Source organism: Streptomyces sp. NBC_01261, assembly GCF_036226385.1.
Classification (GTDB): domain Bacteria; phylum Actinomycetota; class Actinomycetes; order Streptomycetales; family Streptomycetaceae; genus Streptomyces.
This window is the reverse complement of the sequence record NZ_CP108463.1, coordinates 10,765,865-10,789,415: the sequence shown is the minus strand read 5'-3', so window position 1 is coordinate 10,789,415 and position 23,551 is coordinate 10,765,865. Positions and strand designations below refer to the sequence as shown.

24 protein-coding genes are annotated in these 23,551 nt (G+C 70.4%); 13 read left to right on the top strand and 11 right to left on the bottom strand.

From position 1 onward, the window contains the following. Positions 1 to 144 precede the first annotated feature (144 nt). Together OG226_RS47970 and OG226_RS47965 are read left to right on the top strand one after the other, a co-directional pair. On the top strand, positions 145 to 972 hold the full coding sequence (locus OG226_RS47970) for a DUF1684 domain-containing protein (RefSeq protein ID WP_329352770.1): 828 nt from the start codon (positions 145 to 147) through the stop codon (positions 970 to 972). A 208-nt stretch (positions 973 to 1,180) separates the two neighbouring features. Beyond that, complete coding sequence (locus OG226_RS47965; protein WP_329352769.1) at positions 1,181 to 2,161, top strand: ArsR/SmtB family transcription factor; 981 nt, start codon at positions 1,181 to 1,183, stop codon at positions 2,159 to 2,161. A gap of 184 nt (positions 2,162 to 2,345) precedes the next feature. On the opposite strand, the gene OG226_RS47960 is transcribed toward OG226_RS47965, so the two are convergent. Continuing rightward, a complete protein-coding gene (locus tag OG226_RS47960) occupies positions 2,346 to 3,746 on the bottom strand; it encodes an NtaA/DmoA family FMN-dependent monooxygenase (protein WP_329352768.1) in 1,401 nt (466 codons plus the stop codon). After that, entirely contained in the window at positions 3,743 to 4,843 is a 1,101-nt protein-coding gene (locus OG226_RS47955) for an LLM class flavin-dependent oxidoreductase (RefSeq protein ID WP_329352767.1), read from the bottom strand. The genes OG226_RS47960 and OG226_RS47955 overlap by 4 nt, the downstream gene beginning before the upstream one ends. Positions 4,844 to 5,299: 456 nt before the next feature. On the opposite strand from OG226_RS47955, the gene OG226_RS47950 reads away from it, so the two are divergent. Further along, positions 5,300 to 6,079 carry an alpha/beta hydrolase gene (locus OG226_RS47950; protein WP_328685812.1) on the top strand — a complete coding sequence of 260 codons (780 nt, stop codon included), beginning with the start codon at positions 5,300 to 5,302 and terminating at the stop codon, positions 6,077 to 6,079. Between the two features lie 4 nt (positions 6,080 to 6,083). Here OG226_RS47950 and OG226_RS47945 read toward each other — a convergent pair whose 3' ends face one another. Both OG226_RS47945 and OG226_RS47940 read right to left on the bottom strand, forming a co-directional pair. Further along, positions 6,084 to 7,319 carry a 4-hydroxybenzoate 3-monooxygenase gene (locus OG226_RS47945; protein ID WP_329352766.1) on the bottom strand — a complete coding sequence of 412 codons (1,236 nt, stop codon included), beginning with the start codon at positions 7,317 to 7,319 and terminating at the stop codon, positions 6,084 to 6,086. A gap of 57 nt (positions 7,320 to 7,376) precedes the next feature. Next, positions 7,377 to 7,811: a hypothetical protein gene (locus tag OG226_RS47940; RefSeq protein WP_329352765.1), complete on the bottom strand. Its 435-nt coding sequence runs from the start codon at positions 7,809 to 7,811 to the stop codon at positions 7,377 to 7,379. 283 nt (positions 7,812 to 8,094) lie between these two features. On the opposite strand from OG226_RS47940, the gene OG226_RS47935 reads away from it, so the two are divergent. The 3 genes from OG226_RS47935 (at position 8,095) to OG226_RS47925 (ending at position 11,296) form a co-directional block, all read left to right on the top strand. After that, positions 8,095 to 10,290 (top strand): MMPL family transporter, encoded by a 2,196-nt coding sequence (locus OG226_RS47935; protein WP_329352764.1) that lies wholly within the window; start codon positions 8,095 to 8,097, stop codon positions 10,288 to 10,290. 329 nt (positions 10,291 to 10,619) lie between these two features. Then, entirely contained in the window at positions 10,620 to 10,877 is a 258-nt protein-coding gene (locus OG226_RS47930) for a DUF5133 domain-containing protein (RefSeq protein WP_329352763.1), read from the top strand. Next, on the top strand, positions 10,874 to 11,296 hold the full coding sequence (locus OG226_RS47925; protein WP_329352762.1) for an SsgA family sporulation/cell division regulator: 423 nt from the start codon (positions 10,874 to 10,876) through the stop codon (positions 11,294 to 11,296). Before OG226_RS47930 ends, OG226_RS47925 begins: the two co-directional genes overlap by 4 nt. A gap of 25 nt (positions 11,297 to 11,321) precedes the next feature. On the opposite strand, the gene OG226_RS47920 is transcribed toward OG226_RS47925, so the two are convergent. Continuing rightward, positions 11,322 to 12,098, bottom strand: a complete 777-nt coding sequence (locus OG226_RS47920) for a maleylpyruvate isomerase family mycothiol-dependent enzyme (protein ID WP_328685806.1) — start codon at positions 12,096 to 12,098, stop codon at positions 11,322 to 11,324. Positions 12,099 to 12,176: 78 nt separating this feature from the next. Further along, positions 12,177 to 12,539, bottom strand: a complete 363-nt coding sequence (locus tag OG226_RS47915) for an STAS domain-containing protein (protein WP_328685805.1) — start codon at positions 12,537 to 12,539, stop codon at positions 12,177 to 12,179. Between the two features lie 183 nt (positions 12,540 to 12,722). Between OG226_RS47915 and OG226_RS47910 the strand changes: the two genes are divergently transcribed. Further along, complete coding sequence (locus OG226_RS47910; RefSeq protein WP_328685804.1) at positions 12,723 to 13,202, top strand: ATP-binding protein; 480 nt, start codon at positions 12,723 to 12,725, stop codon at positions 13,200 to 13,202. 30 nt (positions 13,203 to 13,232) lie between these two features. On the opposite strand, the gene OG226_RS47905 is transcribed toward OG226_RS47910, so the two are convergent. Continuing rightward, positions 13,233 to 13,976, bottom strand: coding sequence for a class I SAM-dependent methyltransferase (locus OG226_RS47905; RefSeq protein WP_329352761.1), 744 nt, complete (start codon positions 13,974 to 13,976; stop codon positions 13,233 to 13,235). 117 nt (positions 13,977 to 14,093) lie between these two features. Then, positions 14,094 to 14,990, bottom strand: a complete 897-nt coding sequence (locus OG226_RS47900) for an alpha/beta fold hydrolase (RefSeq protein ID WP_328685802.1) — start codon at positions 14,988 to 14,990, stop codon at positions 14,094 to 14,096. A 244-nt stretch (positions 14,991 to 15,234) separates the two neighbouring features. Here OG226_RS47900 and OG226_RS47895 point away from each other — a divergent pair, with 244 nt between their 5' ends. From OG226_RS47895 to OG226_RS47880, 4 genes are all read left to right on the top strand, one after another. Continuing rightward, positions 15,235 to 16,062, top strand: coding sequence for an alpha/beta fold hydrolase (locus OG226_RS47895; RefSeq protein WP_328685801.1), 828 nt, complete (start codon positions 15,235 to 15,237; stop codon positions 16,060 to 16,062). 118 nt (positions 16,063 to 16,180) lie between these two features. Beyond that, complete coding sequence (locus tag OG226_RS47890; protein WP_328685800.1) at positions 16,181 to 16,360, top strand: hypothetical protein; 180 nt, start codon at positions 16,181 to 16,183, stop codon at positions 16,358 to 16,360. Positions 16,361 to 16,539: 179 nt separating this feature from the next. Then, positions 16,540 to 18,342, top strand: a complete 1,803-nt coding sequence (locus OG226_RS47885; protein ID WP_328685799.1) for a thiamine pyrophosphate-requiring protein — start codon at positions 16,540 to 16,542, stop codon at positions 18,340 to 18,342. A 97-nt stretch (positions 18,343 to 18,439) separates the two neighbouring features. Continuing rightward, complete coding sequence (locus tag OG226_RS47880; RefSeq protein WP_328685798.1) at positions 18,440 to 19,012, top strand: Dps family protein; 573 nt, start codon at positions 18,440 to 18,442, stop codon at positions 19,010 to 19,012. Positions 19,013 to 19,232: 220 nt separating this feature from the next. Here the strand turns inward: OG226_RS47880 and OG226_RS47875 are convergent, their stop codons facing one another. Further along, a complete protein-coding gene (locus OG226_RS47875; protein WP_329352760.1) occupies positions 19,233 to 19,718 on the bottom strand; it encodes a MarR family transcriptional regulator in 486 nt (161 codons plus the stop codon). Positions 19,719 to 19,878: 160 nt separating this feature from the next. Between OG226_RS47875 and OG226_RS47870 the strand changes: the two genes are divergently transcribed. Both OG226_RS47870 and OG226_RS47865 read left to right on the top strand, forming a co-directional pair. Continuing rightward, the gene (locus tag OG226_RS47870; RefSeq protein WP_328685797.1) at positions 19,879 to 21,030 is read left to right on the top strand and encodes a PP2C family protein-serine/threonine phosphatase; all 1,152 of its coding nucleotides are present in this window, start codon (positions 19,879 to 19,881) and stop codon (positions 21,028 to 21,030) included. Between the two features lie 65 nt (positions 21,031 to 21,095). Beyond that, positions 21,096 to 22,289: a PP2C family protein-serine/threonine phosphatase gene (locus OG226_RS47865; protein ID WP_329352759.1), complete on the top strand. Its 1,194-nt coding sequence runs from the start codon at positions 21,096 to 21,098 to the stop codon at positions 22,287 to 22,289. Between the two features lie 9 nt (positions 22,290 to 22,298). Here OG226_RS47865 and OG226_RS47860 read toward each other — a convergent pair whose 3' ends face one another. Then, entirely contained in the window at positions 22,299 to 22,787 is a 489-nt protein-coding gene (locus OG226_RS47860; protein WP_329352758.1) for a MarR family winged helix-turn-helix transcriptional regulator, read from the bottom strand. A gap of 112 nt (positions 22,788 to 22,899) precedes the next feature. Then, positions 22,900 to 23,526: an ANTAR domain-containing protein gene (locus OG226_RS47855; RefSeq protein WP_328685794.1), complete on the bottom strand. Its 627-nt coding sequence runs from the start codon at positions 23,524 to 23,526 to the stop codon at positions 22,900 to 22,902. Positions 23,527 to 23,551 lie beyond the last annotated feature (25 nt).

Here is a 23,551-nt window from a genome sequence, read left to right as displayed (position 1 = left end):
CTTCGGGTGGACGGTGTCCCGCCGGGTCCGTGTGTGACACGAAGCTGTCACACACGGACCGGAATCCCCCGCCGGGCCGCCGCGGTTGGCACTGGTACGACCCCGCTTCGAGGCCGGGCCTCGCACGACGAAGGAGCGACCACCATGACCGTTGACCTGACCACGACCGACCTCCAGGTCTTCACCCAGGACTGGCTGGAGTGGTATCGCGGGCAGGAGGAACGCCTCGCCGCTCCGCACGGGTTCCTGGCGATCACCGGGCTGCACTGGCTGGACGACCGTCCGCAGCGCTTCCCGGACGCGCCGGGTGCCTGGTGGACCGACGCCGACGGGGTCGCCGTAGCCCTCGACGACGGTGAGGAACTCGTCGTGGAGGGAACGCCGGTGCGGGGTGAGCACCGCTTCGGAGTGCTGCCCGAGCGGGGCGGGGTGAACGCGGTCTGGGGCGATGCCGTGATCGAGGTGGCGAAGCGCGGCGGGAACGACATCGTGCGGCCCCGGCACCCGGACGCGCCGCTGCGCACCGACTTCGCCGGCACGCCCGCCTACGCGCCGGATCCCCGCTGGGTGGTCCGGGGACGGTACACGGCCTTCGAGACGCCGCGTCCTACGACCGTGGGCGCGGCGGTCGAGGGGCTGGAGCACGTGTACGACGCGCCGGGCCGGGTCGAGTTCGAGCTGGACGGGCAGTCGCTGGCCCTGACGGCGTTCCCGGGGCGTGGGCCGGGCGGACTGCTGGTGCTCTTCACCGACGCCACCTCCGGGGTGACCACGTACGCCGCGAACCGGGCCCTGGCGCTCGCCGCGCCGGACGCCGACGGCACGGTCGTCCTGGACTTCAACCGTGCGACGAACCTGCCGTGCGCCTACACCGACCTGGCCACCTGCCCGCTGCCGCCGGCGGAGAACCGGCTGGACGTATCCGTCGAGGCCGGGCAGAAGACACCCCGTGAGCGGGGAGGAACGGCCTGATCGTCGCCCCGGAAGCGTCCACGGCGCCACCAGGTCGCAGCCGGGTTCGTTGAACCCGGCTGCTCACCGGAGCGCGGTACCTCCATCCGTTTGCCCCTTCGACAACCATGCGCAGCCCTCAGTCGTCCCCCTTAATGGCGCGAAGGTTTTCGCGCGGCCGCAACCCCCACCGACACTGCGCACGGACGACGCGCAGGAAAGAGGCCGCATGCTCCGTATCCACTTCACCTCGCAGGACCTGCAGAGCATCCGGGTGGCCCGCCGGCCCCACGCTCTCTGGGAACTCGTGTGTGGTGTCTGCCGGTTGGACGCCCGGCAAGGGGCGCTGGAGTTCGGGCACTGGCGCCGGTCGGTGCGCGAGGGGCTGGCGAAGGATCCGCGGGCCCGGCGGGCCCTGTTGCCCTTGCAGACGCTGATTCCTCCGGTGGGTTACATCCCGGACTTCCTCACGCCGTCGGTCACGGGCGGCGGTCTGGCCGGCGGCCTCGACCAGGTGCGGAGCACCTCCCGTACCCGGCTGACCCGTGAGCTGTCCCGGCTCTCCGAGTCGCGTCCGCTGCCGTCCTGGGTGTCGACCCTCAACAGACCGGGCGCCAAGGCCTTGGGGACGTTGACGCGCGCCCTGGAACTGTCCTGCAAGACGCTGCTCGAACCGTACTGGCCCCGCATCCAGACGGCTGTCGGCAACGATGTCGAGCTGCGCTCCCGCGCGCTCCTCGACGGCGGTACCTCCGCGCTGCTCAACGCGCTGCGCCCGCACGCCCGTTGGCACGCTCCGGTCCTTGAGGTGGACTATCCCGTCGACCGCGAGCTGCACCTGGACGGGCGCGGTCTGCTGCTCATCCCGTCGTACTTCTGCTGGCGCAGGCCCACCGCGCTCGCGGACCCCACGCTCGGGCCGGTACTCGTCTACCCGGTCGCCAAACAGCCCCTGGAGATCGTGCGGGCGAGCAGGGACGGGCTGGAGCGGCTGCTGGGCCGTACCCGGACGGTGGTCCTGGCGGATCTGGCCAGCCATGGCGCGCGTACGACGTCCGAGGTGGCCACGGCGGCCAACATCGCGCTGCCCAGCGCCAGTTACCAGCTCGGTGTGCTGCGCGACGGGGGCCTGATCGCCAGTCACCGGGAGGGCCAGTTCGTGCGGCACTCGGCAACTGCGCTGGGCCTGCGCTTACTTGACGAACGGTGACCGGGGCAAACCTCCCCGGTGCGACTTTGAAGGGCTTCGAATTCATTGCCGCCCAGCGCCTCTCACCGCCATCGTTGGTCACGGTCGCCGTGGGAGTCGCGGCGGCGCCGGGCCGGGGCGACGCGGGCGCGGTGGCCACCGGACACAGGGGGCCGGTGGGCACCGCGTCCGCGGCGTCGGTTCGTCAGCCCGCCCGGCGGTGGTCCGTCGCGGTGCGGTGGGTGAGGGGTTCGCGCAGGTCCAGGTGTTCGCGCAGGGTCGTACCGGTGTAGTCGGTGCGGTAGACGCCGCGTTCCTGGAGTGCGGGGACGAGGTGGTCGACGATGTCGTCGAGGCCGTCGGGGATCAGGTACGGCGTGACGTTGAAGCCGTCGACGGCGCCGTGCCGGACGAAGTGGGCGAACTTGTCGGCCAAGCCCTCCGGGGTGCCGACGTGGCCGCGCTGGGGGCCGAGCGCGATGACGGTCTCGCGCAGCGACCACCGGTTCGCGTCGGCCTTCTCCCGCCATTCGGCGACGACTTGGCGGGGATCGGTGATGCGCCGCGCGCCGAAGGACCCGTCGTTCTCGGCGACGACCGGGTCCTCCTTGGGCAACGGCCCGTCGGCGTCGCGGCCGGAGAGGTCGATGCCCCACAGGAGTCCGGCGATGCCCAACGCGGTTGCGGGGGTGACCTGTTGGAGCCGGATCCAGCGCTTCTTCTCCAGGGCCTCCTCCTCCGTGGCGCCGATGATGATCTCGGTGCCCGGGAGGATGCGCAGGTCGTCCTCGGGGCGGCCGACGGCTCGCAGCCGGCGCCGCAGATCGTCGGCGAAGGCGAGCGCGTCGTCGAAGTCGTTGCCGTGCGCGGAGAAGATGACGTCGGCGTTGCGGGCCGCGAAGTCCCGGCCCTCGCCGGAGTCCCCGGCCTGGAAGATCACCGGGTGTCCCTGGGCGCTGCGCGGCAGGGTGGGTGCGAGGTCGACGTCGAACTGCGGTCCCTGGTGGCGGACTTGGCGTACGGCGCCGGGTGCGGCCCACTCCGTGGCATCCGCCGAGCCGGACACGGCCGCGTCCTGCCAGCTGTCCCAGATCGCACGGGCGACGGCGAGGAACTCCTCGGCGCGGCGGTAGCGGTCGGCGTGGTCGAGGTACCCCCCGCGGCGGAAGTTGGCGCCGGTCCAGGCGTTGTCGGTGGTCACCACGTTCCAGCCGGCGCGGCCCTCGGAGAGCAGGTCGAGGCCGGACAGACGGCGGGCGAGATCCGCGGCCTCGTTGAAGGTGGTGTTGGACGTGCTGACCAGACCGATGCGGTCCGTCACGGCTGCCAGCGCGGCGAGTTGGGTGATGGCGTCGGGCCGTCCGGCGACATCGAGGTCGTGGATCCGGCCGTCGACCTCGCGCAGCCGCAGCCCCTCCCCCAGGAAGAACGCGTCGAACAGGCCCCGTTCGGCGGTCTGCGCGACGCGCCGGAAGTTGGCGGGGTCGATCTGCGAACCGCTGGCCGGGTCGGACCAGACGGTCCAGTGGTTGACGCCCTGGAAGAAGACACCGAAGTGGAGCTGGGCGTCGGGGCGGGGGACGTCGAGGGGGTCGGTGCGGGTCATCGTGCGTCCTCCTGGGCGGCCGCGGCGGCGTAGCGGTTGGCGGGCCGGTCGAGGCCCAGGTGGGTGCGCAGGGACGCGCCGGGCAACGGGCGTACGGCGTGACGTCGTTCGAAGAGATGGGGCAGGACCAGCTGGGACAACTCGGGGAGATCCTCGTCCAACACCAGCGGGTGCAGGCGCACTCCGTCCACCACACCCCTCAACTCCCCCAGCAGCGCGGTGAGTCCGGCGGCGGAGCCGATGTGGCGCAGGCGCCCCCGATCACTCCAGGGCGCGTGCGGTTCAAGGTCGGCGACGCGTTCCTCGGCCGTGGCGTGCGCGGTGTCGAGGGCGACCTCGACCTCGGCGAAGGTGCGCGGTGTTCCGGCGGCGGACGCGCTCGCGGTGACGGCGGCGAGGTCGCGGCCCTCGACAAAGGACACGTCGAGCTGATCGCCGGGGACGCGGTCGGGGCTGCCGAGCACGACGAGTTGACCCTGCGGTGGACGCGGCACGATCGCCGGACCCTTCACCGTGTAGGTGCCGCCGGTGAAGTCGACGTAGTGCAACCGGTCGCGGTCGAGGTAGCGGCTGGTGGCGACGGAGCGGATGACCGCGTCGTCCTCCCAGGAGTCCCACAGGTCGCGGACGACCTCGACACCGTCACGCGACTCGCGGGCGCGGGCCGCGGCCCCGTCGACGGGCGGGCGTCCCCAGACGGAGGCCGCCTCGGCCCGCGTCTCCTCGCTCACCACCCACCCGGCGCGCCCGACCGAGATGTGGTCCAGGGACGCCAACTGGCTTGATACGTGGAAGGGTTCGGCGTAGGTGAGCGGCACGACCGGCGCGATGCCGACGACGCTCGTCGACGCGGCGATGAACGCGGCCCGCTCCACCGCGCCGATCCGGCCGACCACGTCGGGCCCGGCACCGGGCGGGAGTACGCCGTCGTCCAGGGTGAGCAGGGTGAACCCGGCGTTCTCCGCCGAGGCGGCGACCCGGGCCACGCGGCGCGGGCTCAGCAGTTGGTCGGGCGAGTGGGCGGCGCGGCGCCAGGCCGCGGGATGGGCGCCGTCACCGTCGATTTCGAGGGCGAGCCGCAGGGCGGGGCCGGACATGGGGTTCCTTCCGAGAACACGTCGAGACGGCCGGCCCGAGGGGCCGACATGGGTCAGGGGCGTGCGGAAGGACAGACGGCGGAGGCGGTACGGCAGTAGTCGACATGCCGCCGGATGATCAGCCACGCGCCCGGGACGGCACCCTGGGGTGCGGCGTCGCGTACGCGCATCGGGGCCTCCATCCGTCCGGGACCGATCGCCTCAACTTACGTCGTCGGCCCGGGAAGGTGTCAAGAACATTAGATGTACGCGCATGCAGCGGTGTCGGGACGGAAAAGCGTTGGCCGCGACGGCGACCGGGCTGCTAACTTGCCGTTGGCCGTGACACCGCATGAGGAGGTGAGCCCCATGAACGCAGTATCCAGGTGGGTGCTCCCCCTCTTTTCCACGGTTGGGCCAGCGGCATAGGTGTCGCCGGGAGCGCCTCACATCAAGGCGATCCCGAAAGGCAACATCATGGAACTCTCCCAACATTCAGTGCACTTCACCGCTGAGACATCGTCGAACGGTGTCCTCGTCCGCGACTTCACCGTCGGCGACCTCACCGGCGCGCTCTGGTCCCCCGCGGCCTCCGCCTCCGTACGCGCTCCCCTGGTCCTGATGGGGCACGGCGGCGGCAACCACAGCAAGGCACCGGCCATGGCCGGGCGTGCGGAACGCCTCGTGAACGGCGCCGGTTTCCACGTCGCCACCATCGACGCCCCCGGCCACGGCGACCGACCGCGCACGCCGCACGACGAGCGCGAAATCGCCCTGATGCAAAGGAAGATGGCGGCGGGCGAACCGGTCGGCGAGATCGTCGTCCGCTACAACGCCCACCTCGCCGAGCGTGCCGTACCGGAGTGGCTGGCGACCCTGGACGCCCTCCAGGAACTCCCGGAGATCGGCACCGGAGGACCCGTCGGCTACTACGGCCTGAACATGGGCACCGCGATCGGGGTACCGCTGACTGCGGCCGAACCCCGCATCACCGCCGCGGTGTTGGGCCTCTTCTGGTACGACGACTCGCTCGCCGAGACGGCGCGGCGGATCACCGTCCCGATCGAGTTCGCGTTGCAGTGGGACGACGAGCACATCCCCCGCTCGTCCGGTCTCGCGTTGTTCGACGCCTTCGCCTCGAAGGAGAAGTCGTTGCACGTCAACTCAGGCTCCCACAAGGAACTGCCCCGGTTCGAGGCGGACAGCGCGGTCCGGTTCTTCGCCCGCCACCTGACCGTCGGCGGCCCCGCGGCGTAGCGCCTCAACGCGTCCGCGGCCCGGTGCCCTCTCCGAAATCCATCCCCGTCATGAGTTCGGAGAAGGCACCGGCCGCGGCGGCGGACGTGAAGAGCCGGTCGAGTCGAGCGCGGGCCAAACCGCGCCGAAAAGGACCGGAGTTGGTGACGTCACCGGCGTCGTGGAGCATCCGGGTCATCCAGTGCGAGAACTCCTGGTCGCTCCACACGCGACGCAGGCACCGCTCCGAGTAGGTGCGCAGAGCGGTGTCGTCGTGGTCGTGGACGGCGTCCCGTACGGCGCGGGCGAAGAGATCGGCGTCGTAGAGAGCGAGGTTCATCCCCTTGCCGCCCATCGGCGAGACGATGTGCGCCGCGTCGCCGACGAGGAAGAGGCGTCCGTACTGCATCGGGTCGTGGACCAGGCTGCGGAGCCGGAAGATCTCACGGTCGGTGATCGGGCCGGAGACGAGGGCCGGGTCCCCGAGCCGGGTGCGCAGCGCGTCCCAGACGCGGGCGTCGGACCACGCGTCGGGGCGGTCGTCCGGCGGGCACTGGAGGTAGTAGCGGCTGGTGTACGGACCGCGCGGGAAGTGCGCGGCGAAGCCCTGCGGGCTGACGGCCAGGAGCGGGTGGGCCGGCGGCGGGGCGTCGGCCAGGACCGTCAGCCATCCGATGCCGTGATCGAAGGCGTACGGCGTGAGGGCCCCGTCGGGGACGGCGCCCCGGCTGATGCCGTGGTCGCCGTCGCAGCCCGCGACGTAGGAGCAGGTGATCGTACGGAGGCCACCGTCCCCCGTGCGGTAGCGGACGGTGGGGTGGTCGCCGGTCAGGTCGTGCACGGAGACGTCCGCGGCCTCGAAGCGCAGGTCGCCGCCGTCCTCCAGGTACGCGGCGGTGAGCTTCTGGACCAGCATCTGCTGGGGGCAGAGGCGGGCCGTAGGGCCCTCGGAGCCGTCGTAGTCGTTCACCAGATGGGTCTCGCCGTCGACGCGCAGCTCCAGGATGCCGTCGTGCGGGACGCCGCCCAGGACACGGTCGGCCAGCCCCCAGGAGTCGAACATGCGGACGGCGCGGGTCTCGACGATGCCGGCGCGCTGGCGCTGTGCCACGTACTCGCGGGTCTGCCGTTCCAGGACGACGCAGTCGATCCCGCTGCGCCGCAACAGGTTCGCGACGGTCAGCCCGGCCGGGCCCGCGCCGATCACCACCACGGTCGTGGATTCCGGCGGCTTGCTCAACTCCCGCACGCTGTCCGTCACTTGACCACCTCCGGAAACACCCTACCGATGCCGGGAGCGGGGCCGACCGATGGCCGGTCACTTCACCTCGATCGTCACCTTCCAGGTCTCGACGAGCAGGGGACAGAGGCTGCCGGGGTCGGGGACGCAGCGGCGTTGCGCGCTGACGGTGGCGACGCCGCGGGAGACCGCGTGGAAGACCGCCGTGGCGTCTCCGGACGGGTACGTGGCGTCGGCGGCATGTGCGAGTACCGCGGAGTCACCGGACTCCGGAGCGGTCCAGGCGTAGGTGAATCCGCGCTCGCGGGAGTGGGTCAGCCGGATCTCGACATCGCCACCGGAGCTCGCGGGCACCGTGCGCCCGTCGTCCGCGCCGGTGAGGACGACGTGGCCCGCCTGACGGAGGTGCGGAGCCCGGTTCTGGGCGGCGGCCGGCGTCCCGGCGGATGTCGTGACGGCCAAAAGGACCAACCCCGCGGCTCCAAAAGCCGTGGACCACTGCGCTGCTCCCATGATTCCCTCTCCTCGCACCCGCCTGACCGGCGGTCTCCGAAGGCGGCGAGCGTGCCGCCCAGCGGCACAACGTGCTGGAGGAGGACGAGTCACAGACAACCACCCGTTCGTGCGGACCTGTGTCGCGCCAATACGTGTGTTATGAATCTTCACGCGTGACCGATATGACAAGACCACAGACAACCGTTCGACCGGCCCCACGGGTGAGGACCGGTCGGGGTCGCCGATGCCGGGGTCCGCTCCCCGGGCTGCGGTGATCTTCCTTCCCAGGAGGACCTCCCGCATGTTTCGACGTATAGGCACCGGGGTCGTCAGACATCCCGTCTGGACCATCGTGGCCTGGCTGATCGCCGCGGTCGCGATCGTCGCCACCGCGCCCGGCCTGCCCTCCAACAGTGACGAGAGCAGTTTCCTGCCCAAGAGTTACGAGTCCATCAAAGCCGCGGATCTGCAGGTGAAGGCGTTCCCCAGCGCCTTCACGCCGTCCGCGATCGCGCTGTACCAGCGGACCGACGGCGGCAAGCTGACCGCCGCCGACAAGAAGGATGTCGCCCGGATCACCACCGAGCTGGGCAAGAAGCACATCGACCAGGTGCAGAAAGTGGTCCCCGGCCCGCCGTCCAAGGACGGCAGGTACACCATGACCCTGGTCCAGATGGACAGCAAGAAGGCCGGTCAGCCGGTGCAGGCGGATGCCGCGAAGGTGCTGCGCGACGACGTCAAGCAGCTGGCCAAGGGCACGGACCTCGACGTGAAGCTCGGCGGTTCCGCCGCGCAGGCGCTCGACCAGCAGGACTCCTCGAAGCGCGGCGAGGCGCTGATCGGCATCGGGACGTTCCTCATCATCCTGGTGACCCTGCTGATCATCTTCCGGGCGCCGATCCTCGCCCTCCTTCCCCTGGTCCTGATCGGTGTGGTGGCGTCGATCGCCAACGGGCTGATCGCGTACGCCACCAAGCTGTTCGGTCTCCAGGCCAACAGTTCCGTCTCGTCGATCCTGATCGTCGTGCTGTTCGGCGTGGGCACGGACTACTTCCTGTTCCTGATGTTCCGCTACAGAGAACGTCTGCGGGCGGGTGACGAGCCGAAGCAGGCCATGGTCAACGCGGTCGCCCGGGTCGGCGAGGCCATCGCCTCGGCGGCCGGCGCGGTCATCATCGCGTTCCTCGCGCTGGTGCTGTCCACGCTGGGCTTCCTCAAGCAGATGGGTCCGGCGCTGGCCATCTCGGTCACCGTCACCCTGATCGCGGGCCTGACACTGATCCCGGCCGTCGTGTCGCTGATCGGGCCGAAGGTCTTCTGGCCCTCCAAGTCGTGGCAACAGGAGCCGCAGAACGCCCGGTTCGCGGCCCTCGGCCGCGGTGTGCAGCGCAGGCCCGCGCTCACGGCCGCGCTCTCCGGGCTCGTCCTCGTCGCGCTGTCGCTGGGCACGCTCGGGTACAAGGCCACCTTCGACCTGGCCTCGGGTTCCATGCCCAAGACCAAGGAGTCGATGGTCGTCCAGGACGAGATGCAGAAGGCGTACTCGGCGGGCGCCGCGGCCCCCACCGACGTCTATCTCTCCAGCACCGACGGCAAGCCGCTCGACAGGTCCGCCTTCACCGCCTACGCCGAGAAGCTCGGGGCCGTGGACGGTGTGGCGAACGCCCGGATGAGCCAGGTCAACAAGGACGGCACCACGGCGGACTTCACCGTCACGCTGAAGTACGAGGCGTCCACGGAGAAGGCGATCGACGCCGTGGGCCGGGTGCGCGACGTCGCGCACTCCTCCGCGCCCGACGGCACCGAGGCGCTGGTCGGCGGCATGTCCTCGATCTTCAAGGACATCAACAGCGCGGTCAACCACGACTACCGGACCGTGTTCCCCGTCGCCGCCCTGCTGATCATGCTGATCCTGGGCCTGCTCCTGCGCAGTGTGGTCGCACCGTGGTACCTCATCGCCTCGGTGGGGCTCGGCTTCGGCGCCACGCTGGGTGCGACCGTGTGGATCTTCCAGGACGCTCAGGGACACCCGGGGCTGATGTTCATGCTCCCGGTGATCATGTATCTCTTCGTGGTCGCCATCGGCACGGACTACAACATCCTCATGATCGCCAGGCTCCGCGAGGAGGCCCGCGAGGGCCGCGATCCGCGCGAGGCGGCCAGCATGGCGCTACGGCACGCGGGACCGACCGTGGCCGCGGCCGGTTTCATCCTCGCGGCGACCTTCGCGACGATGATGCTGGCCGGCAACGCGCTGCTCACGGAGATGGGTTTCGCCGTCTCCTTCGGCATCGCCGTCGCCGCCTTCGTGATGGCGATGTTCTTCACCCCGAGCCTCACCGCCCTGATCGGCCACGCCGCCTGGTGGCCCGGCAACGCCGACCGCGCCCAGGAGACCCCGGGCGGCACGGGCACCGGTTCCGACACCTCAGGGCCGACCTCCGGTACAGGCGACCAGGACTCGGTCACCCACGATCCGGCGGGCCGTCGCAACTAGCAACCAGCAACCAGCAATAGTGCGGGGCCTGTTCACCGATCCGTAGGACCGGTGGGCAGGCCCCGCACCCACATCAGCGGTCGGGGTCGACCCCCGAACGCGCCTGAACTCCTGGACGCGACAAGGCACATCGCGCACGGCCGGATCCGTCCCGGGCCGTACGTCGGATCTGTTTCGGACCCTACGGACGGGGCACAAGCGAGCGCAGTCCAGTGCTTCGGTCAGCAGGCACCCTTCTTCCCGTGCGAGGAGTGTCATCGTGCCCCTTCCCTCCAGCCGCGACCGCGTGTCGACGAACCCGGGTTCCGCCGAGAACGTGGAGGCCTGACGTGATCGTGCCGAACCCGGCAGTACTGCAACAGGCGGTCGACCGTTATCTGACGCTCGCGGCCGACGGGGACATGGCCGTCGCCGTCCCCCTGCAGAACGCCGCCTACACCCTGTGCGTGCTGACCGGCACCCGCACAGCGGAGGAGGCCATGGCAGCCGTACGCCTGCTGCACTCCCCCAGCCCCTCCCGCCGGCCGCGGACGTTCGCCGACTCCCCGGGCGAAACCGCGCCCGGCGAAAGAGAGTTGGTGTCGTGACGGAGCGCTCGGGTGGCGTTCCACTGAGGGTCGGCACGACCGGGCTCGTGGTGCTCGCGGACGGCGAAGCGGCCATCGTCACCGCGGAGTTGGTGTACCGGCCGGACGACTGTCTGGCGGTGCGCCTGGTGTTGCTCGGGCCCGACGGTGCGGAGGTCACCTGGACCTTCGCCTGGGAGCTGCTCGCGCTGGGCCTGATGTTCCCGGCGGGCGACGGGGACATCGCCGTACGACCCGCGCCGGGGCCGCTCGCGGGCGTCGAGGTGGCCCTCGTGGCACCGTCCGTCGCACGCGTGTGGCTGCCCGCGGAGAAGGCCGCGGACTTCGTACGGAAGGTGCGGAGAAGAGTCGGCCGCGACGTCAGCGGCATCGCCCCGGCGCTCGACCTGGAACTGACCGCGATCACGAGCGGGGCGTAGCGGAGGCGGCCCGCGTCGGTACGTCCTACGCGGTCGGGTCCCAGGCCAGGAGCAGGTCGAAGAGGCGTGGGTCGCCGTCCACCTTCAGGGAGTTCACCGGGATGCGGTCGTACAGGACCAGGACCAGCTCACCGGCGGTGCCCTGGAGGGTGGCGCCGGCCGCGTCCTCTCCGGTGCCGGTGGCGGGCGCGAGGAGTTCGGTGACTCGTGAGCCGTCGGCGAAGAGCGAGAGGCGCCAGGAACGGCCCTCGGTGGCGTGGTACTCGACGGCAGCGGGCTCGTGCGGCCACGGGTCCGTCCCGGCGCAGCTGGTGGACAGGAACTCGTCGATACCGTCGAGTGCCGCCTCACCCGGCAGCGGCTGCGGGTCTCCTACGGTGATCTGGGCGTCGTAGGTGTGGACCATGGCCTCCTGGACCTGGTGCCGGGCCACGGCGCCGGAGGTCTGCGGAGACTGCGATCCGGCCCACCATGTCCAGCAGCCGCGATCCGGGCCGAACTCCCGCAGTGCACGCAGGAGTTGCTCCGTGGACTCGGCAGACCAGGCCAGCAGGTCCGCACGCTCCCGCGGAGCCTCCGAGACCGTCACGTCGGGTCGGGCGTCGGCGGGCCCCGCGGTGACGATTCCGGCCCAGCGGCGCTGCACCCCGCCGAGGTGCCGCACGAGGTCGCGCAGCGTCCACTCCGGGCAGGTCGGCACCTGTGCGTCGAGGTTCGGCGCGGAGGCGACCGCGGCCCGGAACGCGACCGACCGCTCGTCGATCAGCCGCAGCAGGACGGGGAACTCCAGGATCTCTGTCACGCGGCCTGTCTATCACCACGCCTGAACACCCGGCCAGCGGATCTCACGACCGTCCCGACGCGCAACGCTCCCCAACGGTCACCTGTCGAGGGCCTGTTGGACCGTCGGACGACACTCGATGAATCCGTCGATACCGACGAGTTGGATGATGCGCAGCACGGGCGGGGCGGCCCCGGCCAGTCGCAGCCAGCCGCCCGCTTCGGCGAGGGCGGTGTGCGCGGCGATGAGGATGTTGATGCCGCTGGAGTCCATGAAGGTGACGTGGCGCAGGTCGATGACCACGCGCGGTGCGGCACCCTCCGGCAGGGTCAGCGCCTCCCTCAGTGTGCCGCCTGTCTGCTGGTCGATCTCTCCGGCAACAGCCACGACCAAGGTGCCGTCGACGATGTCGGTCCTGACCGACAACGGCCCTGGCTGCCCCGCGTGTTCGGTGTCCACCATCTGTCCTCATACACAAGTCGGCGAGCGCTACGGATCAGGATTTTCATCCGAAGTGCTGCCCCGCATCGTACGGTTGATGCTTGTGTCCGGTGGAGCTGTCCGATGGACCGATGGAGATTGACGGAGTGCGCGTTGCTTCACGGGGTAGGCGCCGGGCACGCGGAAGGCGGTGAAACGATCCGGATGGAACAAGATTCATCGGAGGACGACGACACAGCGCCGCAGGTCCGGGCCCTGCGGTCCACCGTGGCGTTGGACGGGGACGGCTCATGCATCGCCGAGGCCCGCCGACTGGCCGCGATGTTCCTCGCCCGGGCCCAGGCCGAATACGGACTGCCGGTGTCGGACCGTGCCATGGACCTCACGCAGCTGGTCGTCAGCGAGTTGGTCACCAACGCCCGTAAGTACGCGCCCGGCCCGGTGCTGATGGATCTGCGGATCGTCGATGGCCAGGTCGAGGTGGCGGTGTGGGACTCCGACCCGGTGCTCCCGGTCGCGCGTGCCGCCGACGCCCAACGGGTGGGGCAGCACGGGCTGGAGATCGTACGGGCGGTAGCGCGAGGCTTCGAGGCACAGCGCGAACCCGTCGGCAAACGCATCACCGCACGTATCCCTTTGACGGATGCCCCGGACGGTGTGGTGGGTGGGACACAGGTGCCGTAAGTGCCTTGTCTTTCCGTCCAGTTGAAGCCGCTACGACTTCGGCGGCACCCGGTACACGGAGACATGGGAACGCGACTCGGCGGTGAACCCGGCGCCGGACCAGTCCCCGTGCCTGCTCTCCGGCTCGAACCCGGCGAGCTGGGCCATGAGGTCGAGTTCGGCCGGCCAGATGTACCGGTGCGGGCTGCGCTCCAGCCGCGCCTGCTCGGTCTCGTCGAACCGGATGTGGTGCGATACGACGTGCTGGCGCAGGGTGTCGTACGTGTCCAGGCCGATGTAGTCGGAGTCGGCCCGCCAGACAGTGGCCGTCTGCCCCGGCGGAAGTTTGCGCAACTCCGGTACCCAGAGCTCGATCACGAACCGTCCGCCAGGCGCGAGATGACGGGCGGCGTTGCGGAAACACTCGACCTGCTCGGCCTGGGTGAGCAGGTTCGAGATCGTGTTGTAGACGAGATAGACGAGGCTGTACGTCCCGGGCGCGACGGTGGTCGCCATGTCCCCCATGACCACGGGGATCGTCGCTTCGTCGGCCTTGGTGCGTAGTTGCTCCACCATCGGCTCCGACAACTCGATCCCGGTGACTGGGACTCCGCGCTCGGCGAGCGGCACGGCGACCCGCCCGGTTCCGATGGCGAACTCCAACGCGGCGCCGTCCCCCGCGAGTCGCGCGAGGCGGTCCACGGTCGGCCTCAGTGTGTCGGGGGCGAACATGCCGGTGCCGGGTGTGTCATACCGCTGGGCGACGTCCGCACCCCAAAGCGTCTCCTGTCGCATTCCGTCAACGGTCACCGACTGCTGGTGAGTTGTCCAATGAATTTCCCCGCCGCGCGAGGCATCGACGACGGCCCGGGCACGCTCGAATCGATCGGGTACCAGCCCTGGAGGTGTCGGTCAGGCTGTCACCGTCTCGACGTGGTGGATGAACTCGCTGATGTGGTCGGCGAGTTCGGGCCACAGTTCCTGCGGAAGGCCGTGGCCCATTCCACCCAGGATCACCAGGTCGGCGCCCGGAACGGCGGCAGCCGTGGCGCGACCGCCGCTGACGTCGCACACGATGTCGTCGGCGCCGTGCACCACCAGTGTGGGCACACGCAGCGACCGCAACCGCTCGGTGCGGTCGCCCGTGGCCACCACCGCGAGGCCCTGGCGCTGGATGCCGAGGGCGTCGTAGCCCCGGTCGAAGACGCGGCCGGCCCGCTCGGCCGCGGCGGTCGCGTCGAACGGGAAGCCCGGTGACGCGGCGAGTCGCAGGGCGCGCACCTGCCACTCGACGAAGGCCTCCCGGTCCTGCGGCGGTGCTCCCAGTTCGGCGAACACGGAGAAGTCGGCCTCACCGACGCCGGGCTCGCCGGTCGTGGACATCATCGAGGTGAGCGAGCGGGTCCGCTCCGGGTACTCGATCGCGATCATCTGGGCGATCATCCCGCCCATCGAGGAGCCGACGAGGTGTGCCCCGGTGATCCCGAGTGCGTCGAGCAGGCCGACGGTGTCGGCCGCCAGGTCGGAGAGCGTGTAGGACGCCGTGGAGAGGTCGCCGGCCAGAGCCGCCGGGAAGTCCGGTACGGGCGCGTCGGGGAAGTGGGTCGAGCGGCCGGCGTCGCGGGTGTCGAACCGGATCACGTGCAGACTCCGGTCGACCAGCGCCTGACAGAATCCCTCCGGCCAGTTGATCATCTGGGCGCCCGCCCCCATGATCAGCAGGACCGGCGCCGCCTCGGGGTCACCGAAACGTTCGTAGGCGATCTCGATTCCGGACGGGCCGACGTTCCGTGCTGTCAGTTCTGGCATGGCCGAAACGGTAGCGATCGCACGGGTGCGAAAGATCGAACCGCGGTCTGACGTTTTTCGCTCCACCCCCGGGTTACGGTGGAGGCGGCCGGGAATTCGCTCGACACGCGGAAGTTCCTCGCCTCGCCTAGAGTGTTGTGGTCGACGTGCTCATTCCGGTCGCCTCTCGCCGCTGACCCTTTGCCGTCGTTGAATCTCCGTATGACGTACTCAAACAGTTCGATCATTTCGGGAGGAAAACACCATGCCCTTCGCCACCAGCTCGGACGGCACGCAGATCTTCTACAAGGACTGGGGAGCGGGGCAGCCCGTCGTCTTCTCCCACGGCTGGCCGCTGACCGCCGACGCGTGGGATCCCCAGCTGAAGTTGATGGCCGACAACGGCTTCCGGGCCGTAGCGCACGACCGGCGCGGGGGCGGGCGTTCCGGTCAGCCCTGGGACGGCAACAACCTCGACACCTACGCCGACGATCTCGCGTCGGTCATCGAAGCCCTGGATCTCCGTGACGTGATCCTGGTCGGGCACTCGACCGGTGGCGGCGAGGTCACCCGCTACCTCGGCCGGCACGGCTCGGGCCGGGTCGCCAAGGCCGTCCTGGTCGGGGCGATCCCGCCGCTCATGCTCAAGACGGACGCGAATCCGGAAGGGCTGCCGATCGAGGTCTTCGACGAGATCCGTAACGGCGTGGAGTCGGACCGTTCGCAGTTCTACAAGGACCTCAGTGCCCCGTTCTACGGCGCCAACCGGGACGACTCGACCGTCACCCAGGGAACCCGTGACGAGTTCTGGCTCTGGAGCATGACCGTGGGAATCAAGGGCGCTTATGACTGCGTCAAGGCATTCTCCGAGACCGACCTCACCGAGGACCTCAAGAAGATCGACGTCCCGACGTTGATCGTGCACGGCGACGACGACCAGATCGTGCCCATCGTGGCCTCCGGCGACAAATCGTCGAAGCTTGTCAAGGACGCGATCTACAAGGTCTACCCGGGCGCCCCGCACGGCCTGGCGATGGTGCCGAAATTCGCCGAGCGATTCAACGCGGATCTCCTTGAGTTCGCCCGGAGTTGATCTCCACGGTCCGGGAGCCGAGTCCGCCCGTCGGCGTTTGAGTCCGTGGGCGGCGGGGACCCGAACGGTTAGCTCCAGGACCGAACATTTCTGACGCAGAGAGAGAAGTTGAAGCGCTGTGACCGCGCGCACCGTCAAGAAGGAAGAACTGCATCTGCCGCCCGAGACCGGTTGGGCGAAGGCCCGTCGCCGTAACGGGAAGGCCGTACGCACCTGCATCCCGCCCGTCGACGACAACAGCGTGACACCGCCTCCGGGGACACTCACCGAGGGCAACATCGTCAGAGGTGACGACTGACGGGTCGGAGGAACAGGGGCCGGACAACGGGCCGGAGGCCGAGGGCTTCCGGCCCGCGGCATGCCAGGGAAATGAAGGCAGCGGGGGAAGCCGACTTCCGGGGTACCCGTAGGTCCGTACCGATCCGGGGCACCCGTAGGCCGTACCGGACGGACACCCCCACCGGAAGGACCCCGCCCATGTCCACCAAGGTCTCCGACCACCTCCTCCAGCGATTGCGCGAGTGGGACGTCACGCACGTCTTCGCCTACCCGGGCGACGGCATCAACGGGCTCCTCGCCGCCTGGGGCCGCGCGGACGACAACCCCCGTTTCGTCCAGGCACGGCACGAGGAGATGGCCGCGTTCGAGGCCGTCGGGTACGCCAAGTTCTCCGGCAAGGTAGGTGTCTGCGTGGCCACTTCGGGGCCCGGCGCCATTCATCTCCTCAACGGCCTCTACGACGCGAAGCTCGACCACGTGCCCGTCGTCGCGATCGTCGGACAGACCAACCGCAGTGCCATGGGCGGCAGTTACCAGCAGGAGGTCGATCTGCTGAGCCTCTACAAGGACGTCGCCTCCGACTTCTGCGAGATGGTCACCGTCCCGGAGCAGCTGCCCAACGTCCTCGACCGGGCGCTGCGCACCGCCATGGCACGCCGCACGGTGACCGCCGTGATCATTCCGGCCGACGTCCAGGACCTCCCCTACGCCCCGCCCGAGCACGCCTTCAAGATGGTGCCGTCCAGTCTGGGCATGCCGCACTCCACGGTGGTGCCGGACGACGACGATCTGCGACGGGCCGCCGATGTGCTGAACTCCGGTGGGAAGACGGCCGTGTTGATCGGGCAGGGCGCGCGGGGTGCCCGTGCGGAGGTGATGGCGGTCGCCGACCGGCTCGGTGCCGGGGTGGCCAAGGCGCTGCTCGGCAAGGACGCGTTGGACGACGACCTGCCCTATGTCACGGGCGCGATCGGCCTGTTGGGCACTCAGCCGTCGTACGAGATGATGCGCGAGTGCGACTCGCTGCTGGTGATCGGGTCGTCGTTCCCCTACTCGCAGTTCCTGCCGAAGTTCGGGAAGGCGCGGGGCGTTCAGATCGACATCGATCCGCACATGGTGGGGCTGCGCTATCCCTTCGAGGTGAATCTCGTCGGTGACGCCGCCGCGACGCTGCGCCGGCTGCTGCCGCTGCTGGAGCAGATGGAGGATCCGGCGTGGCGGGTCAAGATCGAGGCCAATGTGGGCCGTTGGTGGGAGGTCATGGAGCGGCGGGCCGCCGTCGAGGCCGATCCGGTCAACCCCGAGCACGTCGTGCACGCGCTCAATGGCCTGCTCCCGGACGACGTGATCCTGGCCGCCGACTCCGGCTCGGCCGCCAACTGGTATGCCCGGCACCTGAAGTTGAACGGTGCGATGCGCGGCTCGCTGTCGGGGACGCTCGCCACGATGGGCGCGGGGGTGCCGTACGCCATCGGTGCGAAGTTCGCGCACGGTGACCGACCGGCCATCGCGCTCGTCGGGGACGGGGCGATGCAGATGAACGGCATGGCCGAGCTGATCACCGTCGCCAAGTACTGGCAGGAATGGGCGGATCCGCGGCTCATCGTCGCCGTGCTCAACAACCGGGATCTGAATCAGGTGACGTGGGAGATGCGGGGCATGGAGGGCGCCCCGCAGTTCCTGCCCTCGCAGTCGATCCCGGACGTCGCCTACGCCGACTTCGCCCGCTCCCTCGGACTGACCGGCATCCGTGTGGAGAAGCCCGACGAGGTGACCGGCGCCTGGGAGAGCGCGCTGGCCGCCGACCGGCCGTGCGTGCTGGACTTCGTGACCGACCCCGCCGTACCGCCGGTCCCGCCGCACTCCACCCTGGAGCAGATCGAGGCCGCCGCGTCCTCCGTCCTCAAGGGCGACAGTGATCGCGCGGCCGTGCTCAGGCAGGGGTTCAAGGCCAAGATCCAGGATCTCCTGCCCGGCGGAGGGCACTCGGGCCAATCGTGACGTATCGCTCAGGGACGGGATGTCTGACCTCGCCGGACCGGGGCACCCGTGACCAGGTAAGGAACCGCACGCCCTACCGAATGACCTGAGGTGAACCATGACCGGCGAGATCAAGGACCTGACCCCGAAGTACACCGTTCCCGGTATCGAGCGCGAGGCCGCGGGCCGGTTGATCGGTGTGCTCCGGCTGCGTCTCCACTCGCTGAACGATCTCCACCTGACGTTGAAGCACGTGCACTGGAACGTCGTCGGGCCGCACTTCATCGCCGTGCACGAGATGATCGACCCGCAGGTCGACCGGGTGCGCGAGATGGCCGACGACGTGGCCGAGCGCATCGCCGCGCTCGGCGGGGTCGCGCCGGGCACCCCCGGCACGCTGGTCGCCGAGCGCACCTGGGACGACTACTCCATCGGCCGGGCCGACGCCATCGCCCACCTCGGCGCGCTCGACCTCGTCTACACGGGCTTGATCGAGGACATCCGGGCCGGGATCAAGGAGGCGGGGGACATCGACCCCGCCACCGAGGACCTGCTGATCGGGCAGCTGCGCGACCTGGAGCAGTTCCAGTGGTTCGTGCGTGCGCACCTGGAGAGCTCGGGCGGCACGCTCGCCACCGGTGACGCGCACTCCGAGTCCGAGGCCGCGGCCAAGGGCGCCGAACTCGGCTGACCGGCCCGCAATCTGCACCGAACCTCCCCTGCTCGACCACGAGTCGGCACCGGCACCCGCGAAACTTGCCGTTTGACAACTATGGCCATGAGGCAAGAAAGTAGCGGGTGTCGTCGCAGCAGGGGGAAGGATCTGGGATGTCCCGGTCGGCGGGGGCCACTCCGTGCGTCGGCCACGAACAGCGGGCAGCGGCCGAGCGGTCGGCTGTCGGACGGCCCGGTCAGGCGGTACGGCTGCCGGAGGAGTCGTCGTGGTCGTGTATCTGCGCCGCCGCCACCGCACAGAACGCCTCAAGGCCGGTGAGGAGCGCGCTGCGCCCGGCGACCGGCATCTGTTCCAGCACCGCCCCGAGCGCCTCCTCGCGCCGGGCCCGCAGGTCCGACAAGAAGGAACGCCCCAGGCTGCTGAGGTACAGGCGCACCTCGCGCCGGTCCGTGGGGCTCACCTCGCGGTCGACGAACCCGGCGGCCTGCAGACGGTCGCACAGCCGGCTGGTCGACGGCGGGGTCGAGGCCAAGTGGTCGGCGAGGGTGCGCAGGTTGATGCCCTCGTGGTGTTCCAGGATGAACAGGACCCGTAGCTGCGAGGCCGACGCCGGCGCCGTAGAGGCGCGCCCCCACAGGACTTCCAGCAGTTCCGCGGCCGTAGAGGTGACGCGCGCGACCTCGTCGGGCTCGGGGCGGGGGTGGAAGGACGTCACGGTCACACTCTCGCAGGCACAGGGACGGACCCCAGCCTACTAGGCACGCGCAACGGACACGGATGGACGAGACGACACGCGGCGCCAAGGCCGTACGGCCCACCGCAGAGCGGGCGACGCGTGCCTCGGGTGAGAGATTGGCATACCTACGATCGTGAACAGATTCATGGCTGTCGAGCGGGCGCTGCGCACGGCGGCTCCCCACGAACTGCCCGACGTCGTCGGGCAGTTGCTGGGTCGGCACTACGCGGCGGACTCCGTGGACCTGCTCATGGCCGACTACGGCCTGACCGTCCTGCAGCCCGTGACCGACCTGCCGCACACCCTGCCGCCGGTCTCCCTGCACAACACCCCGGCGGGCCGCGCCTTCGGTGCCCAGGAACCGTTCGTGGAGGGCAACCTCGGCGACGGCAGTGTGCGCGTGCATCTTCCGATCAGTGTGCGCGGGGACCGTTTCGGCGTGCTCTCGGTGACGCTGCCCGGCGGCGACCACGCGCGTGAGTGCCTGCCCGAACTCGCCGAGCTGGCCGAGGTGTTGGGGCACGAGGTGCTGGTCGCCGAGCGCGACACGGACCTGTATCTGCGGGCCCGGCGCAAGGACCGGCTCACGCTGGCGGCGGAGATGCAGTGGCAGCTGCTGCCCGGCCGCTCGTGCTCCCGTTCCGAGTTCGACCTGGGCGCGCAGCTGGAGCCCGCGTACGCGATCCACGGAGACAACTTCGACTGGTCCGCCACGGCCGACCACCTCACGCTCTACGTCTCGAACGGCATGGGCGAGGGCATAGAGGCATCGCTCCTGACGAACCTGGCGGTCAACGCCCTGCGCAACGCGCGCCGGGCGGGCATCCCCCTCGCCGACCAGGCGGCCCTCGCGGACCAGGCCGTGTACGCGCACTACCAGGGCCGCAGCCACATGTCCGTGCTGATGTTCGACTTCGACCTCACCACCGGGCGGGCCCGGGTGGTGGACGCCGGATCGCCGCAGACGCTGCGGCTGCGCGACGGGGTGGTGGAGCGGATCGCCTTCGACGCGCAGTTGCCGCTGGGCATGTTCGAGGAGACCGACTACATCGAGCAGGACTTCCGGATCGAGCCCGGGGACCGGCTCCTGTTCGTCAGTGACGGGGTGTACGCCGTCGCGTCGCCCAAGGGCGAGGCGTACGGGGACGCGGCGCTGGCGCGGGCGATCCAGCACACGAGGCTGCTGCCCGCCGCCGAGGTGCCGAGGGCCGTGCTGCGGGAGCTGACCGGCCATCGCGGTACGCCGACTCCGGACGACGACGCCTTGGTGGTGTGCCTGGACTGGCGGGGGCGGTGAGGTGGCCCCGGTCGCACCCCGCGCTCACCGGCGTGACGCTAGTGTGAAGGCACTGAGCCGGAAGGGTGAACGCCGTGAGCACCTCTGAGTCGCTCCCCTCTGTGGAGAGCGAGTTGCGGTCGGCCCCGCCCAACGCTCTGGTGGAGACGGCCCGCCGCCTGCTCGGTGACCGCGCCGGAGCCCGGGACGTCACCCTCCTCCTCGCCGACTACGGCCTGCGCGTACTGCGTCCGGTCGCCCCGCCGCCGGGCACCGGCGAACCCCTTTCGGCCTACGACGGCCCGGCCGCACGAGCGTTCACCGTCCAGACACCCGTCGTCGAAGCGCCCGAGGACGGGACGGCGGCCGTGCACGTGCCCGTCACCGTGCGCGGCGACCGGCTCGGCGTCCTCTCCGCCCGGCTGCCCGCCGCCGGTGCCGACACCGCCGGGGTGCGCGCTCTCGCCGAGTTCGCGACCGCGCTGGGCCACGAGATCGCGACGGCGGAGCGCGACACCGACCTGTACCTCCTGGCCCGCCGTACGCGGCGGCTCACGCTGGCCGCCGAGATGCAGTGGCAGCTGCTTCCGGGCCGCGGCTGCGGGCGGCCCGAGTTCGTGATCGGCGCCCATCTGGAGCCCGCGTACACCGTCGGCGGCGACAACTTCGACTGGAGCACCGACGGCAGCCGGCTCATCGTGACGGTCACGGACGGCATGGGCCGCGGCATCGACGCATCCCTGCTCACCAGCGTCACCGTGGGCGCCCTGCGCAACGCCCGCCGGGCCGGCGTGAGCCTCTCCGACCAGGCCCGCCTTGCCGACCAGGCCGTCTATGCCCAGTTCGGCGGCAAGGTGTACGCCTCGACCCTGCTGCTCCGCTTCGACCTCGCGACGGGCACCGTCCAGGCCGTCGACGCGGGCTCGCCCCGGCTCTACCGCCGACGCGGCGACACGGTGAAGCAGATCGAACTGGAGGCACAGCTCCCGCTCGGCATGTTCGAGGAGACGGCCTACGAGGAGCAGATCTTCTCCGTACGGCCCGGTGACCGGCTCGTGGCGGTGAGCACCGGCGTCCACGGGGCCCGTTCGCCGGAGGGCGCCCTGTTCGGCGAGGACGCCCTGCGCCGGGCCCTCGACGCGGCGCCGACGCAGGCTCCGCAGGAGGTCGCGCGCTCGGTGGTGGCGAGCCTGGTCGAGCACTTCGGCAGTACCGACCTGACGGCCGACGCCGCCGTGGTCTGCCTGGACTGGAACGGGCGCGGCGCCGACGCATCGTGAGGCGCGGATTCACCCGTCCTCGTCGGCCGGCGGATCCCGGAGCGTCGCGACGAACGCCCGCAGGCCCTGCTCCAGCGCCGCACGGTCGTCCGGTTCCATGCCGCGTACGACCTCGGTCAGCGCCCGGGACCTGAGCTCGGCCACCTCGGCGAGCACCTCGCGGCCGTGCGTGGTGAGGCGCAGGTTTATCTCCCTGCGGTTGTGCGGTGCGGCCTCCCTGAGCAGCAGTCCGGCCGCCTCCAGCCGGTCGCACAGTCTGCTGACCGTGGGCAGGCCGGCGTCGAGCCGTTCCGCCAGCATGGTCAGGTTCTCGCCCGGTGCGGCCTCCAGGGCGTGCAGGGCGCGCAGCTGATGCGCGGAGAGCCGTACGGACGCCTCGGCCGCCGCCGTGGTCCAGAGTTCGGCCAGGCCGTCCACGGCATCGGCGATCCGGCCCGCGACGGCGTCCGTGCCGTCCGCTTGCGCCGGTTTCCGGTCCGCCTCCCCGTGCGGTGCCACGCGTTCGACACCTCAGGGAAGTCGGCAGTGTGGTGATTCGCCGCTCATGGGGTTGGCCTACCCGAGATTGCCACCCCCAAGCAGGCCCGTCTCCGGGAGCTTGGACGCCCGCTCAGTCGCGGTCGGGGTAGAGCACCGCCGAGATCCGTTGGTGCAGGTCGTGCTGGGGGCGGCCCGGCGCCGTGGGCGCCGCCTCGCGCACGGACTGGGCCAGCGTGCGGAGTTTGACGTTGGCGTGCTGGGAGTGGCGGCGCAGGACGCGCATGGCGACGTCCGCGTCGATGCCGTAGAGCGCCATGAGCACGCCGCGCGCCAGGTCGACGTCCTCCTGCGAGACGCGGGCCCGGTCGATGTCGGAGTCGGCGGTGCGCCGTGCCTCCTGCCGTACGGACTTCGTCACGTCGACGGCGAACCCGCGCAGCACGACCACCTCGCCGTCGTCGCCGGTACGGCCGTCGCCGACCAGGACGACGCTGCGTCCCTCGTCCGGGGTGCCGACCACCCGGAGGTAGCAGCTGAAGGGGAGGCCGGTGGTCCTGCCGTGTTCCAGGGCGCTGTCGAGGCCGGTGTGGTCCTCGCTGTGGACGTGGCCGCGCAGCAGCTTGGCAGTGGGCGTGACGGCGTCGGGTTCGTAGCCGAGCAGGCGGAACATCTCGTCCGACCACCACCAGGTGTCCTCCGGCAGCCGGTGCAGGAACACCCCGGTGATCTCGTCGGCTCGGTCGTCTTCCGACACCATGGCCCTCACCAACTCGCCGCCCGGT

Excerpts from the sequence above, each read along its gene's own strand:
- OG226_RS47970 (WP_329352770.1), top strand. The coding sequence starts at position 145 with ATGACCGTTGACCTGACCACGACCGACCTCCAGGTCTTCACCCAGGAC.
- OG226_RS47965 (WP_329352769.1), top strand. The coding sequence starts at position 1,181 with ATGCTCCGTATCCACTTCACCTCGCAGGACCTGCAGAGCATCCGGGTG.
- OG226_RS47960 (WP_329352768.1), bottom strand. The coding sequence starts at position 3,746 with ATGACCCGCACCGACCCCCTCGACGTCCCCCGCCCCGACGCCCAGCTC.
- OG226_RS47955 (WP_329352767.1), bottom strand. The coding sequence starts at position 4,843 with ATGTCCGGCCCCGCCCTGCGGCTCGCCCTCGAAATCGACGGTGACGGC.
- OG226_RS47950 (WP_328685812.1), top strand. The coding sequence starts at position 5,300 with ATGGAACTCTCCCAACATTCAGTGCACTTCACCGCTGAGACATCGTCG.
- OG226_RS47940 (WP_329352765.1), bottom strand. The coding sequence starts at position 7,811 with ATGGGAGCAGCGCAGTGGTCCACGGCTTTTGGAGCCGCGGGGTTGGTC.
- OG226_RS47935 (WP_329352764.1), top strand. The coding sequence starts at position 8,095 with ATGTTTCGACGTATAGGCACCGGGGTCGTCAGACATCCCGTCTGGACC.
- OG226_RS47915 (WP_328685805.1), bottom strand. The coding sequence starts at position 12,539 with ATGGTGGACACCGAACACGCGGGGCAGCCAGGGCCGTTGTCGGTCAGG.
- OG226_RS47910 (WP_328685804.1), top strand. The coding sequence starts at position 12,723 with ATGGAACAAGATTCATCGGAGGACGACGACACAGCGCCGCAGGTCCGG.
- OG226_RS47905 (WP_329352761.1), bottom strand. The coding sequence starts at position 13,976 with ATGCGACAGGAGACGCTTTGGGGTGCGGACGTCGCCCAGCGGTATGAC.
- OG226_RS47900 (WP_328685802.1), bottom strand. The coding sequence starts at position 14,990 with ATGCCAGAACTGACAGCACGGAACGTCGGCCCGTCCGGAATCGAGATC.
- OG226_RS47895 (WP_328685801.1), top strand. The coding sequence starts at position 15,235 with ATGCCCTTCGCCACCAGCTCGGACGGCACGCAGATCTTCTACAAGGAC.
- OG226_RS47885 (WP_328685799.1), top strand. The coding sequence starts at position 16,540 with ATGTCCACCAAGGTCTCCGACCACCTCCTCCAGCGATTGCGCGAGTGG.
- OG226_RS47880 (WP_328685798.1), top strand. The coding sequence starts at position 18,440 with ATGACCGGCGAGATCAAGGACCTGACCCCGAAGTACACCGTTCCCGGT.
- OG226_RS47870 (WP_328685797.1), top strand. The coding sequence starts at position 19,879 with ATGGCTGTCGAGCGGGCGCTGCGCACGGCGGCTCCCCACGAACTGCCC.
- OG226_RS47855 (WP_328685794.1), bottom strand. The coding sequence starts at position 23,526 with ATGGTGTCGGAAGACGACCGAGCCGACGAGATCACCGGGGTGTTCCTG.